Source organism: Burkholderia aenigmatica (assembly GCF_048627025.1).
In the GTDB taxonomy this organism is placed as follows: domain Bacteria; phylum Pseudomonadota; class Gammaproteobacteria; order Burkholderiales; family Burkholderiaceae; genus Burkholderia; species Burkholderia aenigmatica.
Window position 1 is genome coordinate 2818817 of the sequence record NZ_CP184469.1, and the last position, 20707, is coordinate 2839523.

The 20707-nt window shown below is 67.5% G+C and carries 20 protein-coding genes; 8 read left to right on the forward strand and 12 right to left on the reverse strand.

Annotated elements, in window-relative coordinates; all coding sequences use genetic code 11:
• Window positions 1–17 precede the first annotated feature (17 nt).
• Window positions 18–857 (forward strand): AraC family transcriptional regulator, encoded by an 840-nt coding sequence (locus ACN8ZM_RS29665; RefSeq protein ID WP_420211545.1) that lies wholly within the window; start codon window positions 18–20, stop codon window positions 855–857.
• Between the two features lie 57 nt (window positions 858–914).
• Here the strand turns inward: ACN8ZM_RS29665 and ACN8ZM_RS29670 are convergent, their stop codons facing one another.
• Window positions 915–2279 (reverse strand): M23 family metallopeptidase, encoded by a 1365-nt coding sequence (locus ACN8ZM_RS29670; RefSeq protein ID WP_420211546.1) that lies wholly within the window; start codon window positions 2277–2279, stop codon window positions 915–917.
• Between the two features lie 340 nt (window positions 2280–2619).
• Here ACN8ZM_RS29670 and ACN8ZM_RS29675 point away from each other — a divergent pair, with 340 nt between their 5' ends.
• Window positions 2620–3486, forward strand: coding sequence for a mechanosensitive ion channel family protein (locus ACN8ZM_RS29675; RefSeq protein WP_420211547.1), 867 nt, complete (start codon window positions 2620–2622; stop codon window positions 3484–3486).
• Between the two features lie 51 nt (window positions 3487–3537).
• Here ACN8ZM_RS29675 and ACN8ZM_RS29680 read toward each other — a convergent pair whose 3' ends face one another.
• The 4 genes from ACN8ZM_RS29680 to ACN8ZM_RS29695 all read right to left on the reverse strand — a co-directional run bounded on the left by ACN8ZM_RS29680 (window position 3538) and on the right by ACN8ZM_RS29695 (window position 8754).
• Window positions 3538–4935 (reverse strand): DUF389 domain-containing protein, encoded by a 1398-nt coding sequence (locus ACN8ZM_RS29680; protein WP_420211548.1) that lies wholly within the window; start codon window positions 4933–4935, stop codon window positions 3538–3540.
• A gap of 426 nt (window positions 4936–5361) precedes the next feature.
• On the reverse strand, window positions 5362–6495 hold the full coding sequence (locus tag ACN8ZM_RS29685; RefSeq protein ID WP_043178920.1) for a branched-chain amino acid ABC transporter substrate-binding protein: 1134 nt from the start codon (window positions 6493–6495) through the stop codon (window positions 5362–5364).
• A gap of 76 nt (window positions 6496–6571) precedes the next feature.
• The gene (locus tag ACN8ZM_RS29690) at window positions 6572–7648 is read right to left on the reverse strand and encodes an ornithine cyclodeaminase (RefSeq protein WP_420211549.1); all 1077 of its coding nucleotides are present in this window, start codon (window positions 7646–7648) and stop codon (window positions 6572–6574) included.
• A 68-nt stretch (window positions 7649–7716) separates the two neighbouring features.
• Window positions 7717–8754 (reverse strand): histone deacetylase family protein, encoded by a 1038-nt coding sequence (locus ACN8ZM_RS29695; protein WP_420211550.1) that lies wholly within the window; start codon window positions 8752–8754, stop codon window positions 7717–7719.
• Window positions 8755–8869: 115 nt separating this feature from the next.
• Between ACN8ZM_RS29695 and ACN8ZM_RS29700 the strand changes: the two genes are divergently transcribed.
• The 5 genes from ACN8ZM_RS29700 (at window position 8870) to dbpA (ending at window position 13752) form a co-directional block, all read left to right on the forward strand.
• A complete protein-coding gene (locus ACN8ZM_RS29700) occupies window positions 8870–9358 on the forward strand; it encodes an Lrp/AsnC family transcriptional regulator (protein WP_043178926.1) in 489 nt (162 codons plus the stop codon).
• Between the two features lie 65 nt (window positions 9359–9423).
• Window positions 9424–9711, forward strand: a complete 288-nt coding sequence (locus ACN8ZM_RS29705; RefSeq protein ID WP_089453916.1) for a hypothetical protein — start codon at window positions 9424–9426, stop codon at window positions 9709–9711.
• A 510-nt stretch (window positions 9712–10221) separates the two neighbouring features.
• Complete coding sequence (gene mqo, locus ACN8ZM_RS29710) at window positions 10222–11883, forward strand: malate dehydrogenase (quinone) (RefSeq protein WP_179258849.1); 1662 nt, start codon at window positions 10222–10224, stop codon at window positions 11881–11883.
• Window positions 11884–12160: 277 nt separating this feature from the next.
• A complete protein-coding gene (locus tag ACN8ZM_RS29715) occupies window positions 12161–12358 on the forward strand; it encodes a hypothetical protein (protein WP_039344264.1) in 198 nt (65 codons plus the stop codon).
• Window positions 12355–13752, forward strand: a complete 1398-nt coding sequence (gene dbpA, locus ACN8ZM_RS29720; RefSeq protein WP_011356542.1) for an ATP-dependent RNA helicase DbpA — start codon at window positions 12355–12357, stop codon at window positions 13750–13752. The genes ACN8ZM_RS29715 and dbpA overlap by 4 nt, the downstream gene beginning before the upstream one ends.
• 21 nt (window positions 13753–13773) lie before the next feature.
• Here dbpA and ACN8ZM_RS29725 read toward each other — a convergent pair whose 3' ends face one another.
• Window positions 13774–14658, reverse strand: a complete 885-nt coding sequence (locus ACN8ZM_RS29725) for a LysR substrate-binding domain-containing protein (protein WP_420211551.1) — start codon at window positions 14656–14658, stop codon at window positions 13774–13776.
• 122 nt (window positions 14659–14780) lie between these two features.
• On the opposite strand from ACN8ZM_RS29725, the gene hndA reads away from it, so the two are divergent.
• Entirely contained in the window at window positions 14781–15731 is a 951-nt protein-coding gene (gene hndA / locus ACN8ZM_RS29730; RefSeq protein ID WP_420211552.1) for a 2-hydroxy-1-naphthoic acid nonoxidative decarboxylase, read from the forward strand.
• Between the two features lie 77 nt (window positions 15732–15808).
• On the opposite strand, the gene ACN8ZM_RS29735 is transcribed toward hndA, so the two are convergent.
• From ACN8ZM_RS29735 to ACN8ZM_RS29760, 6 genes are all read right to left on the reverse strand, one after another.
• Window positions 15809–16711 carry a SphA family protein gene (locus ACN8ZM_RS29735; protein WP_089453919.1) on the reverse strand — a complete coding sequence of 301 codons (903 nt, stop codon included), beginning with the start codon at window positions 16709–16711 and terminating at the stop codon, window positions 15809–15811.
• A 121-nt stretch (window positions 16712–16832) separates the two neighbouring features.
• Window positions 16833–17654 carry an alpha/beta fold hydrolase gene (locus tag ACN8ZM_RS29740; protein WP_420211553.1) on the reverse strand — a complete coding sequence of 274 codons (822 nt, stop codon included), beginning with the start codon at window positions 17652–17654 and terminating at the stop codon, window positions 16833–16835.
• Between the two features lie 36 nt (window positions 17655–17690).
• Complete coding sequence (locus ACN8ZM_RS29745) at window positions 17691–17882, reverse strand: 2-hydroxymuconate tautomerase (protein ID WP_043178943.1); 192 nt, start codon at window positions 17880–17882, stop codon at window positions 17691–17693.
• Window positions 17883–17910: 28 nt separating this feature from the next.
• Window positions 17911–18699 (reverse strand): 2-oxo-3-hexenedioate decarboxylase, encoded by a 789-nt coding sequence (gene dmpH / locus ACN8ZM_RS29750; RefSeq protein ID WP_420211554.1) that lies wholly within the window; start codon window positions 18697–18699, stop codon window positions 17911–17913.
• Window positions 18696–19742: a 4-hydroxy-2-oxovalerate aldolase gene (gene dmpG, locus ACN8ZM_RS29755; protein WP_420211555.1), complete on the reverse strand. Its 1047-nt coding sequence runs from the start codon at window positions 19740–19742 to the stop codon at window positions 18696–18698. The genes dmpH and dmpG overlap by 4 nt, the downstream gene beginning before the upstream one ends.
• A 38-nt stretch (window positions 19743–19780) precedes the next feature.
• Window positions 19781–20701 (reverse strand): acetaldehyde dehydrogenase (acetylating), encoded by a 921-nt coding sequence (locus tag ACN8ZM_RS29760; protein WP_301768561.1) that lies wholly within the window; start codon window positions 20699–20701, stop codon window positions 19781–19783.
• Window positions 20702–20707: the final 6 nt, after the last annotated feature.

The following is a 20707-nucleotide window of genomic DNA, read 5'->3' on the forward strand; positions in this document are numbered from 1 at the left end:
ACCCTCATTGGAATGCCATGAATCCGGTTGGACAAGCACTCTGGTTTATCGAAACCCAGCTGGACAGGGAATTGACGCTCGACAGGATTGCCGCCAATTGCGACATGACGCGTTTCGGCTTCTCGCGCCTGTTCTCGATGAATACCGGCTGGCCGGTGATGCGCTATGTCCGGTCGAGACGGCTCACGCGTGCGGCGCGCGCGTTGGCACAAGGTGCGCCGGGCATCCTGCATGTGGCGCTCGATGCCGGCTATGGCTCCCATGAGGCGTTCACGCGCGCCTTCCGCGATTGCTTCGGCATGACGCCCGAGGACGTGCGGGCACGGCGCACCCTCGACGGGTTGTCTCTTGTGGAGCCGCTACGCATGAAAGAGCTGAAGATCATCGACGTTGCACCGTCACGCTTCGAAACCACCGGCAAGCGGCTGATCGCCGGCATGAGCGACCGCTACACCTTCGACACCAACGAAGGCATTCCGGCGCTGTGGCAAGCGTTCATCCCATACATCGGTACCCTTCCCGGCCAGGTCGACGATGTGACCTACGGCGTGTGCTGCAACCCCGATGCGGATGGCAGCTTCGAATACATCGCGGGCGTGGAAGTCGCCAGCCGCGATCGACTGCCCGCCCCCTTTCGCTGCATCGAACTGGAACCGCAGCGGTATGCGGTCTTCGAACACAGCGGGCATATTTCCACGCTGCACCAGACGTTCTACAGCATCTGGAACGGCTGGCTGCCGACGTCGGGATTCAAGGCGGTCGACGCGCCCGAATTCGAGCGCTACAGCGCGGACTACGATCCAGTAATTGGCACCGGCGTGCTGGAAATCTGGTTGCCCGTCGAACCCGCCGTGTAAGCGGTTTGCGTTGATCGGCCGCGACGTGCCTCGTCTCGGCTCGCCCCTCGCCAACGGTCAGCCAGCAAGCGACCCGGCAGGCTTCGCCATCGCCACCGGCTGCGACCACGCAGCCGACGCCAGATGCGTACGCGCGCCGAGCACCACGCGATTGAACGCGACGCGCCGTTCGCCCGTCAGCTTCGCCGCCTTGCCCGCCTGGACCAGCGCGACCGGATCGACGAGACGATCATGCCGCCGGACCTCGAAGTGCAGATGCGGCCCGGTGGCCGTGCCCGTGCTGCCGACCGCGCCGACCCGCTCGCCGCGCGGGATCCGCATGCCGGTTCGCAGCGTCGGCTCGAATGCCGACAGGTGCGCGTAGTACGACGCATAGCCGCCGTCGTGGCGGATCACCACGTACTTGCCGTAGCCGCGCGGCTCGGTGCCGATGAACGTGACGACGCCGCGCTCCGACGCATGAACCGCACGCCCGGACGGCGCCGCGAGATCGACGCCGGAATGCACATGGCGCGCACCGGTTACCGGATGCACGCGCGTACCGAAATGCGAGCTGATCCGCGTTGCGCTGACCGGCATCGCAAACCGCGCGCCGGCGAGCGGCACGCCGCCGAGGTCGTAATAGGCGCCCGGCGAGCCGGCATCGGGCGCAAACCACACGCCCGCGACATGCTGGCCGCGAAAGCGCAGCTCGAGCGCCGTCACGCGCACGCCGCCCGGCCGCTTGGCGTTGCCGTCGGGTTCGTATGCAACGCGGAACGTGTCGCCGAGTACACCGCGCTGCTTCGGGTCGACGCGACCGGCGAGCATGCGGGTGATCTGTGCGGCAACGCCGGCCGGCAGATCGGCGCGTGCCAGCGACGCCTGCAGGCTGCCGACGATCGCGCCGGCCCGCGCGCCGCGTTCGGCTTCCGCGAGCACGAACGGCTCGGCGGCGGCCAGATCGACGGGACGCCGCTCGAACGCAGCCGGCGCGCCCACCACGGGCAACGGCGACGCAAGACCGTAATCGAACCTCGACGCGTACGCGCGTTCGACCGCCACGCGCGCCGCATCGCACAGCACGCGGTAAGCCACGCAGGCACCGAAGCGCGCAACGGGGTCGTCGCGTTCGCCGGTCGTCGGCACGGCCAACGCATGCGACGCATAGGCAACGTCGAGCGGCGCAGCCGTCGATGCGTGCAAACCGCCCCACGTGGTGCGCGCGGCATTGAAAAAGGGCACGTCGACAAGGTCAGCCATCACGGGCGAAAACGGCGCGGCGTCGTGAGACGCGTGGGCCACCGCCCCCGGTGCGCCGGCCACACAGGCCGCCGCGATGACACCGCGCAGCAGCGCGCGGCGCATCGGGAAAGCGTGAACGCCGCGCGGCGCGGGTTGACCTTGTTCGCGTGCGAGACGGAAACGCAGGTCTAACCGCATGACGTCGTCACTCGCTGTCTGTCAGTGAAAAATCGGGAGAGAACCGGGTATCGCGGAGGAACGATCGTCGCGACCCGGCAACGTGAAAACGAGTGTATCGGCGCGATCGAAATGGCTGAATAGGACAAGTCCTATTTGATGGAAAAGCCGCTTCGTACTAAATCGAAATCGCGATTTCGCGGCCTGGCGGCATGGCCATGCGGCATTCGCCCCCACCCATTCGCGCGAACCATCTCGCCCCGTGTACGGTCGAACGCTGCCCGCACGTCAGCGCAAGCCTGCCCGACCACGGCAGGCACGCCACGCGTCGCGCACCGTTTCTTCAAACCGGAATCCCGTCATGTTGCTCGATCACCTGCATCCGGAACGCTGGACGTTCCTGTGGAACGCGCTGTCCACGCTCTCCATCAAGCTGTGCGCCGGCCTGGCGCTGCTCGTCGCCGGCTGGTGGCTGTCGAAGCGCATCGGCAACTGGCTGAACCGTCTGCTCTCGAACAAGGAGCGCGTCGACGACACGCTGCGGCCGATCCTCTGCGACGTCGCCGTGTGGGGCATCCGTATCGTCGCGATCGTCGGCGCGCTGTCGCAGCTCGGCATCGAAACCGCGAGCATCGTCGCGGTGCTCGGCGCCGCCGGCCTCGCGATCGGCCTCGCGCTGCAGGGCACGATGCAGAACATCGCGGCCGGCATCATGCTTCTGCTGCTGCGGCCGTTCAAGGTCGGCGACTATATCGACGGCGGCACGGGGGTCGCGGGCACCGTCGACGAGGTCGGGCTCTTCATGACGCGGCTGACGAAGCCGGACGGCATCTGCGAATACGTGCCGAACAGCGCGCTGTGGGGCAGCTCGATCCGCAACTACACGCGCAACCCGACGCGCCGCCTCGATCTCGAAGTGGAAGTGTCTGTGCACGACGATATCGATCGCGCGCTCGACGCGCTGCGCGCGCTGGCCGCGGCCGATCCCGACGTGCTGCAGGATCCCGCGCCGGACGTGATGGTGATGCGCTTCGACGACAGCACGGTCGTCGCGAACATGCGCGTATGGACGCACACCGACAAGTTCTGGGCGATGCGCTGGCGACTCGCGCGCCAGGTGCGCAAGACGCTCGCCGACGCGAGCTGCACGCTGCCGATCCGTACGCGCGAGCTGCACATCGTGCACGGCACCGACCGTCAACCCGCAACCCTCGGCAAGCAGGCCTAGCGCCTGCTCATGCAGCGGCCCGGTGACGCATCAACCCGGCGCCGCGCCGCGTCAGCCCGCCACAACGAGCCGCACCGGCTTCGGCTCCAGCCGCACTTTCAGCCAGGCTTCGAGCCGTGCGCGTTCCGCGCGCGGCATCGGCTTCGCCGTCGACACGACGAAGGTCGGCACCGCGTCCGCACCCGGCGCGCTCGCGGCGCCATCCCATTCGAACGCATTCGCATACCGAACCTGCCGCACCTGCGGATACTGCACGCTCAGCTCATGCGCGACCCGGTCGAGTTCCGCGCGGTCGGCGGACTGCGCGTCGAGCTGCCGCTGCAGTTTCGCGATCGCGTCGTCCTTGTCCTGCGCGTCCTGCTGCGCGGCCGATTGCGCCTCGACGAGCTGCTGCGCGAGCGTCGCCTTCAGCGACGTTTCGAGCGCGCGCGCATCGATCCGCTCGTCGCCGGCCTGGCGCACGACGAGCGTGGCGTCCGCCAGCCCGTAACCCGGCAGCTTCGACGACAGCGCATCGAGCCGGTGCTGGTCGACGCGCTGGCCGACGAGCACCGCGTCGATGGTCCGCTTCACCGGGTCGATGTGCTTGCTCGCCACCACGCTCAACGGCAACGACAGCTCGGCCTTGATGAACTGCTCGGCGCGCGCGTTGAACACTTCCTGCGTCACGAGACGGTAGGCCAGCACGACGCTCGGCACCGCGGTCGCCAGCACCGCCGCCAGCACGAAGCGCCGGACATTGCGCTGGACTGCGGCATCCACGGGCGCCACCGGCTTCGCGCGAATCACCCACGTGACGATCACCGTCGCGAAAGCAATGAACACGAGGTTGATCGAGAACAGGTAGAACGCGCCGGCGAAATACTGCAGGCTGCCATGGGCGAGCCCGTAGCCGGCCGTACACAGCGGCGGCATCAGCGCGGTCGCGATCGCCACGCCCGGGATCACGTTGGTCTTTTCGCTGCGCGTCGCGCCGACCATGCCGACCAGCCCGCCGAACAGCGCGATCAACACGTCCCAGATGCTCGGCGACGTGCGGGCGAGCAGTTCGGAGTGTGCGCCGGTGAGCGGGCTCAACGAGAAGTACAGCGTCGACGTCGCGAGACTGATCAGCGTCGCGACGCCGAGATTCTGCAGCGACCGGCGAATCAGGCCGAAATCGTAGATGCCGATCCCGTAGCCGAGGCCCATGATCGGCCCCATCAACGGCGAGATCAGCATCGCGCCGATGATCACGGCCGTCGAGTTGACGTCGAGGCCGATCGACGCGATGGCAATGGCCGACATCAGGATCCACAGATTCGTCCCGCGCAGCCCGATACCGGCACGGAGGTCGCGATCGATCGATGTGTGATCGGCCTGCCCTTCGCGCAGGCTGAAGTACTGGCGCAGCACGAGCCGCATCTTCGATGCGCGACGCGGCGGCCGATTGCCTTCGATATTGTTCATGTCGGTTTCCGGAAAACGGTCGGGGGCGGTGCGCGACACACGGCGCGAAGCAGCGCTGAGGCGCAGAGGCGAGCCGGGTGAACGGATTGTGCCGCAAGGTTCGCGGCTGGGCCACCCCTGCGATGTCGAGTCCGTGCGATGGGATTTCGCCCGCTGTCGCGCATCGGACCAGGCCGGTCCGATGCACCGCATCGCCTGACGTCGCGACACGGCCCGACCGGGCGAGACAGACATCCCGTCCGGCACCCTGGCAGCGAATGGCTCCGTGCGTTGCCGCCCGTTGCAGGCGGCGTTCGTTGCCCGTCGATTCGACGCGCGGGCAGGAAGCCATCATGAAAGAACGTGCGACCGTTCTCTACGTGATCGCCGGTATCGCGCTCCGAGGTCGGTGCCTGCGGCGAGCGCGCGATACCGGCGCGTGCTGCGTTACATCTTCACGATATCGAGCAGCGCCTTCTTGCCGCTCTTGTACGTGAACACCGAGATCGCGCCATGCTTCAGGTCGCCCTGCGGCGTGAAGCTCGTCTCGCCGATCACGCCTTTGTAGTCGGTCGCCGGCATCGCGGCCAGCACCTTCGCCGGGTCGGTCGAGTTCGCGCGTTTCATCGCGTCGACGATGATGTAGACGGCGTCGTACGAGAACGGCGCGTACACCTGCATCGGCTGGTGGTAACGCGCTTCGTAGCGTTTCGCGAACGCCGCGCCGCCCGGCATCTTCTCGAGCGCGATACCGGCCTCGGAGCACACGACGTTGTCGGACGCCGGGCCCGCGAGCTTCGGCAGGTCGGTCGAGCACACGCCGTCGCCGGCGAGGATCTTCGCGCGCATGCCGAGCTGGCGCGCCTGCTTCGCGAGCGGGCCGCCCGTCGCGTCCATGCCGCCGTACATGATCGCGTCCGGGTTGGCACCCTTGATCTTCGTGAGGATCGCGCGGAAGTCGATCGCCTTGTCGTTGGTCGCGTCGCGCGACACGACCTTCATCCCGGCCGCCTTCGCGGCCTTCTCGAATTCGGTCGCGAGGCCCTGCCCGTACGCGGTCGAATCGTCGACCACGGCCACCGTCTTGATGCCCATGTTCTTCGCCGCATACATCGCGAGCGCCGGGCCCTGCTGCGCGTCGGTCGCGACCACGCGGTAGGTCGTCTTGAAACCCTGCTGCGTGTAAGTCGGATTGGTCGCGGCCTGCGAGATCTGCACGACGCCGCCGTCGCGATAGACGCGCGATGCCGGAATCGACGTGCCCGAATTGTGATGGCCGACGACACCCACCACCTTATCGTCGACGAGCCGCTGCGCGACCTGCGTCGCGGTGCGCGGATCGCCCGCGTCGTCCTGCGCGTCGAGCTGCAGCGTGACCTTCTTGCCGCCGATCGTCAGGCCTTTTGCGTTGATTTCCTCGACCGCGAGGCGCGCGCCGTTCTCGCTGTCCTTGCCGAGGTGCGCGATCGCGCCGGTCAGCGGCGCGACGTGGCCGATGCGCACGATTTCGTCCGCGTGTGCGGACAGCGCGCACGTGAGCGCCGCCGCTGCCGCGAATACCGTCATGGAATGTCGAAGCATGTCTGTCTCCTGGTCAGTCTTGTGGGCCCCGTTCAATGCGGGACGTGTTGTGGTTCGGATGACGAAGCGTGGACGGTCAGTGACGCAGCGCGTCCTGCACCGCCCGGCCGATCCCGGCAGGCAGCACGGCGGACTCGCCGCGCGTCGCGACGCCGTACAGGTCCTTCGGATCGCGCGGCGCGGGAATCAGGTCGAGCTCGATGCCGATGTCGCGCTCGCGCGCGGCCGCGTTCAGGTAGCGCAGCGCCGAGAAATCCTCGAGCGCGAAGCCGACCGAATCGAACACCGTCACTTGCGCAGCCGATTCGCGGCCCGGTTCGGCACCCGACACGATCCGCGCGAACTCGGTCACCGGGAAATCCGCCGGCATCTGCTGGATATCGCCTTCGATGCGCGTCTGCGGCTCGTATTCGACGACGACGCGCGCGCGGCGCAGCACGTCCGCATGCAGCTCGGTCTTGCCCGGGCAATCGCCGCCCACGGCGTTCACGTGCATCCCATCCTCGATCATGTCGGGCGTCAGGATCGTCGCGTTGGTCTTGTCGGCGGTGACCGTCGTCACGATATCCGCGCCGCGCACCGCGTCCGCCGCCGACGCGCAGCGGATCACGCGCAATCCCTCGAACGACGCGAGGTTGCGGATCAGCTTGTCGGTCGCGGCCGGATCGATGTCGAACACGCGCAGTTCGTCGATGCCGAGCATCACGTGGAACGCGATCGCCTGGAATTCGCTCTGCGCACCGTTGCCGATCAGCGCCATCGAACGCGCATCGGCGCGCGCAAGAAAGCGCGCGACCAATGCGGAGGTCGCGGCGGTGCGGATCGCGGTCGTCAGCGTCATCTCGCTCAACAGCAGCGGATAGCCGGTGTCGACGTCGGCCAGCACGCCGAACGCCATCACGGTCAGCAGGTCGGCCTTGGTGTTCTTCGGGTGGCCGTTCACGTACTTGAACGCATACAGCCGCGCATCAGACGTCGGCATCAGCTCGATCACGCCGTCGGTCGAATGGCTGGCGAGGCGCGCGGTCTTCTCGAACGTCTCCCAGCGCCGGTAGTCCTGCTCGATAGTCGAGGCCATCGTCGTCAGGATCTGCGTCATCCCGACTTCGGCCACGAGCGTCGACACGCTCGTCACATCCAGATATCGCGTCATGCCCTTGCTCCACGGTTGCGGCGGCCGGCACGGAGCACGGCCGCCGTTGAAACGGTCGGCGCCGCGCGTTACGCGCGCCCTTCGAATCCCAGCAGCACGTTGACCGCGTTGATGCCGATCTCGTCGACCATGTAGCCGCCCTCCATCACGAACAGCGTCGGCACGTTCAGGCGCGCGAGCGCCGCGCCGATGCGCAGGTAGTCGGGCGAGCGCAGCCGGAAATGGCTGATCGGGTCGTGCTCGAAGGTATCGACGCCGAGCGACACGACGAGCGCGTCGGGCGCATGCGCGGCGATCGCGGCGGCCGCCTGGTCGAGCGCCGCCGAGTAGGTGTCCCACAGCGTGCCCTTCGGCAGCGGCAGGTTCAGGTTGAACCCTTCGCCCGCGCCGATGCCGCGTTCTTCCGCATAGCCGGAGAAGTACGGGTACGACACCGGCGGCTCGCCGTGGATCGACGCGAACAGCACGTCCGCGCGGTCGTAGAAGATGTCCTGCGTGCCGTTGCCGTGGTGGAAATCGACGTCGAGCACCGCGACGCGCGCGGCGCCCTGCGCGATGCAGTGCTGCGCGGCGATCGCCGCGTTGTTCAGATAGCAATAGCCGCCCATGTACTCGCGGCCCGCGTGATGGCCGGGCGGGCGGCACAGCGCGAACGCCGCGCGCGCGGCACCGCTCGACAGCAGGTCGGCGCCGGTGAGCGCCGAGTTCGCGCTCGCGCTCACGGCATCCCACGTGCCGGCGTTGATCGGCGCGCCGGCGTCCATTGCGTAGAAGCCGAGCTTGCCGTCGATGAACGCGGGCGGCGTCGCGGCGGCCGGCATCGCGCGCACCGGCCACACGAGCGGCAGCGCCTGGCAGGTGCGGCCCGTCGCGGTCCACTCGTCCCACGCACCGGCGAGGAAATCGACGTAGCGGGCGCTGTGCGCGGCCGCGTAGTGGGCGCGGTCGAACGGCTTCGGCGCGATCACGTCGCCGAGGCCGGCGGCGCGCACCTGCGCGAGCACCGTTTCGGCGCGAAGGGGGTTTTCGAACGAATCGGTGATCGCGCCGTCCTTCAGTTCGACGCCGCGATGCAGTTGATGATCGCTGCTGTAGACCGTGAGCATGGTTGACTGTTGCGGTGAGGGTGGCAACAGTTTATTGACGGCAACCGGCAATAGCTTTGCTTTCGACGCGCGGCTTTTATACAATTTTGAGAAAACCGCCTACGGAATCCCGGAAATGAGCAAAAATCGCGCTTCGGCCGAACTGGATGGCGTCGACCGCGCCATGCTGCGCCTGCTGCAGGACGACGGCGCGCTGTCGAACGCGACGCTCGGCGAGAAGCTGTCGCTGAGCGTCACGCCCTGCTGGCGGCGCCGCAAGCGGCTCGAGGACGAGGGCGTGATCACCGGCTATCAGGCGAATCTCGACCGGCGCGCGCTCGGCATGAACGTGTTCGCGTTCGTGCTGGTGACGTTCAACATGCATTCCGACCAGGATTCGGATCACTTCGAGGACGTGATGCGGCGTCACGACGAAGTGACGTCCTGCCACAAGATCACCGGCGCGGCCGACTACATCCTGCAGGTCGTCGCGGCCGATCTCGACGCGTATGCCGAATTCGTCGAGCGCGTGCTGCGCAAGCAGGCCGGGGTGTCGTCGATCCAGTCGAGCCTCGCGTTGCGCGAAGTGAAGTTCTCGTCGCGCGTGCCGGTGCCCGGCGACTGAACGATGCGGCGAACGTGCAGGCCGCCGCCCGACTCTCCGAAACTCATCCCATGGAGCACTACCCAATGAAGCGTTTCCTCCCTTCGGTGTCGCTGGCCGCCACGCTGGCCTGCGCGTTCGCACTGAGCGCCTGTGCCGCGCCATCCACGCCGCCGGCTCAATCGTCGGCGCCGGCCGTCCCGCCGATGCCCGGTAGCGATCGCGATGCGCACGGCTGCATCCCGTCGGCCGGCTATTCGTGGTGCGAAGCAACGCAGCAATGCGAGCGCCCGTGGGAACTCGCGAAACAGAAGGGCTTCGCGAATTCGGCGCAAGCGTACGACCAGTTCTGCCGGAACGGCGCCGCGAAGTAAAGTGACGTGACGTCACGCGATCGTGTCGCGGCGCGCTGCCGCGACACGATGCAGCGCCTCCGAAAACCCCTCCCGATCCCGCGCAGTTATCCCCCTCTTTCCCGGTTCCCGCGACCGTCATTCCGGAAACCCGGACACGCAAAAAACCCCACGAAAACAACGGTATTTTTCGTTTGTGACACAGCAAACGAGTTCGGTTACATTACGCGCCCCTTGCCACCCCGCCCCCGCAAAACGCGTCGCGCGCGGCCTCTTTCCACGCAGCCCGAAGCGCCTTCCGCTCAGGCTTGCCGCAAGGGCCCGGGCGCGTCGTGCGCCACTGTGACGCAGGCGCTTGCCTGCCCGCAGGAAGCCGATCCGAAGGTGTCCTTGCCGACGGCTTCGCGTGCGCAAATGCAACGGCGCGCGGCGTCGATCCGGAATTCCGGATTCGCGATCCGGATCTCCGGATCCGCGTGTCGCCGCGATCGACACACGCGCCGGGCGGCGTGGCAAACCGATGCATCCAAGTTGAAAAAGGGATCTGCTGTGATCAAAACGTTACGGGTAATACTGTCGGCGCTTGCGCTGTGCGTCGCCGCGTCGTCCGCGCACGCCGCCGATACGAAGAAGGTCGACGTCCTGCTGGTGGGCGGCGGCATCATGAGCTCGACGCTCGGCGTCTGGCTGCACGAGCTGCAACCTGACTGGTCGATGGCGATGGTCGAGCGCCTCGACGGCGTCGCACTGGAAAGCTCGAACGGCTGGAACAACGCCGGCACCGGCCACTCGGCACTCGCCGAACTCAACTACACGCCGGAGAAGGCGGACGGCAAGATCGACATCTCGAAGGCGATCGAGATCAACGAGTCGTTCCAGATCTCGCGCCAGTTCTGGGCGTGGCAGGTCAAGCAGGGCGTGCTGAAGAACCCGCACTCGTTCATCAACTCGACGCCGCACATGAGCTTCGTGTGGGGCGACGACAACGTCCGCTTCCTGAAGAAGCGCTACGAAGCGCTGCAGGCGAGCCCGCTGTTCCGCGGGATGCAGTATTCGGAAAACTACGACCAGATCAAGCAGTGGGTGCCGCTGATGATGGAAGGCCGCGACCGCAACCAGAAGGTCGCGGCAACGTGGACGCCGATCGGCACCGACGTGAACTTCGGCGAGATCACGCGCCAGTTCGTCGGCTACCTGAAAACGCAGCCGAATTTCACGCTGTCGCTGTCGAGCGAAGTGCGCGAGATCACGCGCAATGCCGACGGCACATGGCACGTGACGTGGGTCAAGCTGCACTCGGATGAACCGGCGCAATCGGTCGACGCGAAGTTCGTGTTCATCGGCGCGGGCGGCGGTGCGCTGCACCTGCTGCAGGCGTCGGGCATCCCCGAGGCGAAGGACTACGGCGCGTTCCCGGTCGGCGGCTCGTTCCTCGTGACGGAGAACCCCGAAGTCGTGAAGCAGCATCTCGCGAAGGCGTACGGCAAGGCGTCGGTCGGCTCGCCGCCGATGTCGGTGCCGCACCTCGACACGCGGATCATCGACGGCAAGAAGATCATCCTGTTCGGGCCGTTCGCGACGTTCTCGACCAAGTTCCTGAAGAACGGCTCGTACTTCGACCTGCTCAAGAGCACCAACACGCACAACGTCGCACCGATGATGCGCGTGGGTGTGGACGAATTCCCGCTGGTCCAGTACCTCGCCGGCCAGCTGATGCTGTCCGACGACGACCGCTTCAACGCGCTGAAGGAATACTTCCCGAACGCGAAGAAGGAAGACTGGCGCCTGTGGCAAGCCGGCCAGCGCGTGCAGATCATCAAGCGCGACCCGGTGAAGGGTGGCGTGCTGAAGCTCGGCACCGAGATCGTCGCGTCGCAGGACGGCAGCATCGCGGGCCTGCTCGGCGCATCGCCGGGCGCGTCGACGGCCGCGCCGATCATGCTGAACCTGATGAAGAAGGTGTTCAAGGACAAGGTCGCGACGCCCGAGTGGCAGCAGAAGATCCGCCAGATCGTGCCGAGCTACGGCACGAAGCTGAACGACAGCCCGGCGAAGGTCGTCGAGGAATGGACGACCACCAGCGACGTGCTGCAGCTGTCGCCGCCGCCGAAGATCGACGTCAACACGCCGTCGCAGGCCACCGGCACCGCGCCGGCCCGCCCGGCGAAGGCCTCGGCCGACATGGCGCTGTAACGCGCCAAGCGCCGCGCGACACCGTTGCGCCGCATGACACGGCCGCCCTCCGGGGCGGCCGTTTTTCTTGGCGGGTCCCGGGCGGAACCGCCCAGCCGGTCGCCCGCTTCCGCTAGAATTGCGGCACGCGCGACCCTGTCGCCGCCCGATCCATCATCCGCATCGACGCAATCCAAGCGACGCCCGGTGCGGCCCGCGCCCAAGCCGCGCGAGCGCCGCCCGCCGTTGCCGCGCCCGCCCGGGCGCGCCATCAACCGAATTCAGCTGGAGAAAGACCGTGTTTACCTGCCGAAACCAGAGCTGCGGCACGCAGTGGGAGCAGTCCGACGTCGTCATCAAGGACGAAGGCCAGGGGCTGCTGTTCCGCTGCCCGCTGTGCGGCGCGCGCAACTACCTCGAACGCTTCGAAGACGACGAAGGCAAGGTCGTCTACGAGCAGATGGAAGGCCGCCCTTACCTCGGAGACCTGGAATGACCCAGCCGACCGCCACGCCGTTCAGCGCGCTGTCGTTGACGCCCGCCACGCTCGCCAACCTCGCGCAGCTCGGCTATGTCGACATGACGCCGATCCAGGCCGCGAGCCTGCCGATCGCGCTGGCCGGCCAGGACCTGATCGCGCAGGCGAAGACGGGCAGCGGCAAGACCGCCGCGTTCTCGCTCGCGCTGCTGGCGCGCCTCGACGCACGCCGCTTCGACGTGCAGGCCATGATCCTGTGCCCGACGCGCGAACTCGCCGACCAGGTCACGCAGGAAGTGCGCCGCCTCGCGCGCGCCGAAGAGAACGTGAAGGTGCTGACGCTGTGCGGCGGCACGCCGATGCGCCCGCAGACGCAGAGCCTCGAGCACGGCGCGCATATCGTCGTCGGCACGCCGGGCCGCATCATGGACCACCTCGATCGCGGCAACCTGAAGCTCGACGCGCTGAATACGCTGGTGCTCGACGAAGCCGACCGGATGCTCGACATGGGCTTCTTCGACGACATCGCGAAGGTCGCACGGATGTGCCCGACCACGCGCCAGACGCTGCTGTTCTCGGCGACCTACCCGGACGGCATCGCGAAGCTGAGCCAGCAGTTCCTGCGCAACCCGAAGGAAGTGAAACTCGCGGAGCGCCACGACGACAGCAAGATCCGCCAGCGCTTCTATGAAGTGACGGAAGACGAGCGGCTGCATGCGGTGGGCCAGTTGCTGAACCACTACCGGCCGGTGAGCACGATCGCGTTCTGCAACACCAAGCAGCAGTGCCGCGACCTGCTCGACGTGCTGCACGCGCAGGGCTTCCACGCGCTCGCGCTGCACGGCGAGCTCGACCAGCGCGAGCGCGACCAGGTACTGATCCAGTTCGCGAACCGCAGCTGCTCGGTGCTGGTGGCAACCGACGTCGCCGCGCGCGGGCTCGACATCGCGCAGCTCGAAGCGGTGATCAACGTCGACGTGACGCCCGACCCCGAAGTGCACGTGCACCGCATCGGCCGCACGGGCCGCGCGGATCAGGACGGCTGGGCGCTGAGCCTCGCGAGCATGGACGAGATGGGCCGCGTCGGCGGGATCGAGCAGGCGCAGAAGCGCGAGGTCGAATGGCATCCGCTCGCGGAGCTGACGCCGACCGGCACCGACACGCTGCTGCCGCCGATGGAAACGCTGCAGATCCTCGGCGGGCGCAAGGACAAGATCCGCCCGGGCGACGTGCTTGGCGCGCTGACCGGCGACGCCGGGTTCGACGGCAAGCAGATCGGCAAGATCAACGTGACCGAGTTCTCGACCTATGTCGCGCTCGAGCGCGGCGTGGCGCACGACGCGCTGCGCAAGCTCAATGCGGGGAAGATCAAGGGCAAGCGGGTCAAGGTCCGGTTGATGGACGAAGAGTAATACCGAAGCGCGCCGCGACCCTCACGCGGCGCGCTCGCCCAGCATCGCCAGGTACTGCTGTACCGCCCCCCATTCCCCGCCGATCCGGCTCAGCGCGACGAGTTCGGAGCCCGGCACGCTGCCGGCGAGTGTCCGGTACACGATGTTCGGCGCCGCGATCCGGCTCAGCGGCGACGGCACCAGCGCCACGCCGAGCCCAGCCCCCGTCAACGCCAGCACCGACAGCGTGCTGCTCACCTTGTGTGCGATGCGCGGCGTCTTGCCGAGCACCCGCCGCAGGATCGCAAGCTGTCCTTCGTCGTCACCGTCCGCCGCGTAGAAAATGAACGGCTCGTCCGCGAGTGCCGCGACACTCACCGTGCGCCGCTTCGCCAGCGCGTGCCGGTCGCTCATCATCACGTCCCACGCCCAGCTGCCGACCGTCCGCACGGCCAGCTTCGGATCGAACGCCGAGCCGAAAGCCGGGCAATAGCCGATGTCGAGCCGGCCCGCGAGGATCGCGTCCTGCTGCGCGGCCGGCGCCATCTCGTGCAGGTCGAGCGTCACTTCCGGCCACGCCGCATGAAACGCAATCAGGTCGTCGGACAGCCGCCCCGTCGCGACCGCATTGCCGACGAAGCCGATCCGCACCATGCCCGTCTCGCCGCGCGCCGCGCGCTGCACCAGCGTCTTCGCGCGCTCGGCCTGCTCGAGCGTGTGTCGCGCCTCGGTCACCAGCAGCCGGCCGGCGTCCGTCAGCGCCACCTTGCGCGTGCTGCGCTCGAACAGCGCGGTACCGAGTTCCTCCTCGAGCGCGCGAATCTGCATGCTCAGCGCGGGCTGCACGATATGCAGCCGCTCCGCCGCACGGCCGAAATGCCCCTCTTCGGCAACCGCGAGAAAGTAACGCAAATGGCGAAGGTCCATACGGTCAATTCATCACTTAAAACAATCAATCCTGAAATTTAATCTATTGGATTGAAAAATCAACCACGCGCATCCTGACGGTCAGACGTTGCACCGCAGCGCACTTCCACAGGAGCCGAATCATGTCCGACCGCAACCGTATCGATGTCCACCAACACGTCGTCCCGCCGTTCTGGGCCGATGCGCTGCCCGCCCACGGCGGCGACCCGTCCGGCTGGGGCAGCCCCGCCTGGAGCCCGGAAAGCGCGATCGCGTTCATGGATTCGCTGGAAATCCAGACCGGCGTGCTGTCGCTGACGGCGCCCGGCGTCCAGGGCTGGAACGGCCAGGCCAAGCGCGACATGGCGCGCCAGGTCAACGAATACGTGGCCGGCCTCGTCGCACAACGGCCGACCCGCTTCGGCAACTTCGCGACGCTGCCGCTGCCCGACGTCGACGGCACGCTCGCCGAAATCGGCCACGCATTCGACACGCTGAAGGCCGACGGCGTCGTGCTGCTCAGCAACTACGGCGGCGTCTATCTGGGTGATCCGGCCTTCGAATCCGTCTGGGCAGAACTCGACCGCCGCCGCGCGGTCGTGTTCATCCACCCGGCGAAGCCCGCGATCGACGCGGTGCCCGGGATGCCCGGCCCGCTGCTCGACTATCCGTTCGATACGACGCGCACGGCCGTCCAGCTCGTGCTGAACGGCGTGATCGCGCGGCATCCGAACGTGCGCATCATCCTGTCGCACGCGGGCGGCTTCCTGCCGTACACCGCGTACCGCTTTGCCGAACTCGCGCCGGGCGTGCGCAACGACGTGCCGAATCGTGACGGGCTGCTCGACCTGCTGCGCACGTTCTACTTCGATACCGCGCTGTCGTCGCCGTCCGCACTGCCGAGCCTCACCGCGTTCGCGCAACCCGATCGCGTGCTGTACGGCAGCGACTTCCCGTACGCGCCGCCGGCCGTCAGCACGTCGTTCACCCACGCGCAGGATGCGTATGCGGCGCTCGGCGCCGACCGGCACGCCGCGATCAACCATGCGAACGCTTTGCCGCTGTTCCCGCGTCTCGCGGCGCTCGCGCGGTAACGCACGACGCCGTGTCGCGTGACGCCCCGGCCCCGCCACGGCGGCGTCACGCGCGCAACCGGCGCCGCGCCGTCAGGTCAGAACGGAATGACGGCCTTCGCCCACACGGCCTCCCCGGCCGGCCGGTTGCGCACGAAGAACTCCTTCACGACGCGCGCTTCCACGCTGATCTTGCTGAACTGGTAGCGAAACCCCGGCCCGATCGCGAACGTCTGGCCGCGAAAGCCGTCGCCCGCGACCGGCTGCCCGTTCTGCATGTCGTCCGTGGTCTGCTTGACGAAGTAGCCCGACAAGCCGACCCGCGCCTTCGGCGTGACCGCATAGCTCGCCGAATAGTCGACGTGAAACAGGTTCCCCGAGTGGTAGTGGGTGTCGTTGTTCGGCGAGTTGAAGCTGTACGTGATCTTCGCGGACACCTCGACCTTGTCGTTCGGCAGCCACGACACGCCGAACACCGGCCGCGCGGTGTAGTAGTTCTTGCCGGTGTTCAGCGCTGACTGCGCGTCGTACTGCCCGGTCGGAAACACGAATTCGATCGCCGCGACCGTGCGCAGCGCGCCCGAACCCCACGCGATCAGCGCGGGGCTGACGATCAGGTCGCCGAGATTGGTACGGTCGAACGACGCGCCGCCTGCATCCAGCGCCAGATGCTGCATCGGCAGCACCGCATACGCGCCATAGCGCCCGCCGAGCACCGACAGGTTCGACATCCAGACCACGCGCGGAATCAGCACGTCGGCATCGAGCTTGAAGCCCGGCACCGAACCGTTGCCGTGCGAATCGTTGAAGCGCGACGCGTGGTAATGCGTGTAGTACAGCAGCGCATACAGTCCGGCCGGCGGCAGTGCGCCGGCAAAAAACGCCTCGGCGCCCTCGCCGATCGTGTCGCCGCCGCCCTCCGTCGCCCATGCGCCCGTGCTCAATGCGAGGCCCGCGCATGCGGCGAGCGAACACAACCCGAATGCAGACTTCCGTTTCATCGATGTCTCCAATATTCGTTCTACTGAATTGATTTTTTATAGGGGTGCTGTCATGAGCACCCGTGTTGCCGCCGCTTGCGCCGATGCTCGCGACGCGGCGGCAACCCGTCCTGCCAATGGACTACGCGCTGAAATGGTCGATGACGAGCTGGTTGAAGCGCGCGGCGTGCTCGATCTGCGTCCAGTGCCCGCACCGGCCGAACACGTGGAGCTGGGCATTCGGCAATAGATCGAGCAGCTTCATCGAGCTTTCGAGCGGAATCACGCGGTCCTCGCGCCCGTGCACGATCAGCGTGTCGTGCGTCAGCGCGCGCAGCTTCGCTTCATCGCTTGCGAGCGCATCGACCCAGCGCTGGCGAGGCGCCGGAAACATGTTCGCGAACGCTTCCTGGTAGCCGGGCCGCACGCTCGCGTCGTAGCGCAGCTTCGCGAGTTCGTCGTTCACGAGCGTGCGATCGAACGCGAAGACGTCCAGCAACGCGCGCATGTTCGCGATCGACGGCGTATAGCCCCACACCGCATCGAGCCCTTCGGTCAGCGTGAAGCGCGTACCGGCCGCGCCCATCAGGACGAGCCGGCCGACCCGCTCGGGCGCCCGGATCGCGAGTGCCAGCGCGAGCGCGCCGCCGAACGAATTGCCGACCACGTGCGCGCGCTCGATGTCGAGCGCATCGAGCAGGCCGAGCGCGTGATCGACCCAATGGTCCATCGAATAGCGGTATCCGGCCGGGCGCTCGGTTTCGCCGAATCCCGCCATGTCCGGCGCGATCACGCGAAACTGCCGCGCGAGTGCGGGCATCGTGAGCCGCCAGTTCGCATAGGCGGTCACGCCTGGCCCCGAGCCGTGGATCAGCAGCACGGGCGGCCCGTCGCCGCTGTCGTGATAGTTCGTGTCGATGCCGCCGGCGACGATCCGGCGGCCGAGTTCAGGATTGGATGACATGACGCTCCTTCAGTCGATTCGTGGGGACGTGGCGTGTTACCGCCCGCGCTGTTTCGCGCTCTGCCCGCCGATCCCGAAATGCGCCTTCGGCATCTCGGTGATGATCACGCGCACCGATTCGACCGGCGCGTCGAGCGAGCGATGAATGGCCTGCGTGACCTCGGCGATCAGGCGTTCCTTCTTGTCGTCGTCGCGGCCTTCGAGGATGTAGAGATGAGCAACCGGCACGATGGCCTCCTGTTGGGTCGTGTTTCGTTCAGATGAAACGCAGGCCGATCGAGCCGATGTCCTGCACGCGCAGCGTCACGCTGTCGCCGGCTTCGACGGCCACCGCCTCGGTGATGCCGCCGGACAGGATCAGGCTGCCCGCGGGAATCGATTCGCCGCGCGCGCCCAGGTGGTTCGCGAGCATCGCGACCGCGGCGGCCGGATGCCCGAGCACCGCCGCGCCGGCGCCGAACGCCACCGGCGAGCCGTTCTTCTCGAGCACGACGCCGAGCGTGCGCAGGTCGACGCCCTCCACCGCGAGCGGCCGCCCGCCCGCGACGAAGCGCGCGGCCGACGTGTTGTCGGCCACCACGCTCTTCAGGTCGAACTTGAAGTCGCGGTAGCGGCTGTCGATCACCTCGATGCCGGCGATGACGAAATCGGTCGCGGCGAGCACCGCACCGATATGGCAGCCCGGCCCTTTCAGCTCGGCCTTGGTCACGAACGCGATCTCGGGCTCCACCTTCGGATGGATCAGTGCCGACGTGTCGCACTCGCCGCCGTCGGGCAGGTCGTAGATGTCCGTGAGGAAGCCGAACACGGGCGTGTCGACGCCCATCTGGCGCATCTTCGCGTGCGACGTCAGGCCGGCCTTGTAGCCGACGATCCGCGCCCCGCGCCCGAGTTGCCGGCTGCGGATGGCGTCCTGCACCGCGTAGGCATCGTCCCAGTCCATCTCCGGATGGCGGTCGGTGATCTTCGGCGTGTCGCGCGCGTCGCGCATGCAGCCGTCGAGATGCGCGGCGAGCGATTCGACGATATCGGTGATCAGGTTCATGCGGCCTCCTGCTTGGCTTGCGTCGCGCGCGCCTTCGCGAGCGTCAGCGCGGTGTCCTCGATCATGTCCTCCTGCCCGCCGACCATCCCGCGCCGGCCGAGCTCGACGAGAATGTCGCGTGCCGGGATCCCGTACTTGTCGCCCGCGCGCTTCGCGAACAGCAGGAACGAGCCGTACACGCCCGCATAGCCGAGCGTCAGCGCGTCGCGGTCGAGCCGGATCGGGAAGTCCATCATCGGCACGACGAGATCCTCCGCGACGTCCTGGATCTTCCACACGTCGACGCCGGTCTCGATGCCCATCCGCTCGCACACGGCGACGAACACTTCGAGCGGCGTATTGCCGGCGCCCGCGCCGAGCCCGGCCGCCGCGCCGTCGATCCGGTTCGCGCCGGCCTCGATCGCGGCGATCGAGTTCGCGACGCCCATCGCGAGGTTGTGATGGCCATGAAAGCCGAGCTCCGTATCCGGCTGCAGCGCGGCGCGCACCGCGCCGAGGCGCGCCTTCACGTCGTCGGGCAGCATGTAGCCGGCGGAATCGGTGATGTAGATGCAGTTCGCGCCGTACGACTCCATCAGCTTCGCCTGCTTCACGAGCCCTTCCGGGCTGTTCATGTGGCTCATCATCAGGAAGCCGACGGTATCCATGTCGAGCTTGCGCGCCATCGCGATGTGCTGCTCGGAGACATCGGCCTCGGTGCAGTGCGTCGCGACGCGGATCGTATGCACGCCGAGCGCGTGCGCCTCCTTCAGGTGGTCGACGGTGCCGATGCCCGGCAGCAGCAGCGCCGATACCTTCGCGCGCTTGAGCAGCGGGATCACCGCGCCGAGGTATTCGGCGTCGGTGTGCGCGGGAAAGCCGTAGTTGACCGACGAGCCGCCGAGCCCGTCGCCGTGCGTGACTTCGATCAGCGGCACGCCGGCCGCGTCGAGCCCGGTCGCCACCGCGCGCATCTGGTCGAGCGTCATCTGGTGACGCTTCGGGTGCATGCCGTCACGCAGCGTCATGTCGTGGACGGTGATTCGCTTGCCTTTGAGATTCATTGCCGTTTCCTTGTTCGTCCGGTCGTGGGATGCGCGCGTCACGCTGCCTGCGCGGTCGGCTGGAGCGCGAGGCGGCCGGCCAGCAGCTCCTCGGCGAACATCTCGGCGGTGCGCGCGGCGGCGGCCGTCATGATGTCGAGGTTGCCCGCGTATTTCGGCAGGTAGTCGCCGAGGCCTTCGACTTCGAGGTAGATCGACACGCGGTTGCCGTCGAACACCGGTCCGTTGACGAGCCGGTAGCCGGGTACGTAGCGCTGCACGTCGGCGATCATCGCGTGCACCGATTCGACGATGCGTGCCTCGTCGGGTGCGGTCTCGGTCAGGCAATGCACGGTGTCGCGCATGATCAGCGGCGGGTCGGCCGGGTTGATCACGATGATCGCCTTGCCTTCCTTCGCGCCGCCGACCTGCGCGACCGCCGCAGCCGTCGTGCGCGTGAATTCGTCGATGTTCTTGCGCGTACCGGGGCCGACCGAGCGCGACGACACGGTCGCGACGATCTCGCCGTAGGCGACCGGCTGCACGCGGGACACCGCGCGCACCATCGGGATCGTCGCCTGGCCGCCGCACGTGACCATGTTCACGTTCATCTCGCCGGAGCCGATGTGGTCCATCAGGTTGACGGGCGGCACGCAGTACGGGCCGATCGCGGCCGGCGTCAGGTCGATCATCAGCACGCCGAGCGCGTTGAGCTTGCGGCTGTTCTCCGCATGTACGTACGCGCTCGTCGCGTCGAACGCGATCTGCACGCCGTCGGCCTGCACGTGCGGCAGCAGGCCGTCGACGCCGTCGGCGGTCGTCTTCAGCCCAAGTTCGCGCGCGCGCTTCAGGCCGTCGGATTCGGGATCGATGCCGACCATCCAGACGGGTTCGAGCACAGGACTGCGCATGAGTTTGGCGAGCAGGTCGGTGCCGATGTTGCCGGGGCCGATCAGCGCGCAGCGGATCTTTCGGGTCATGGGGAA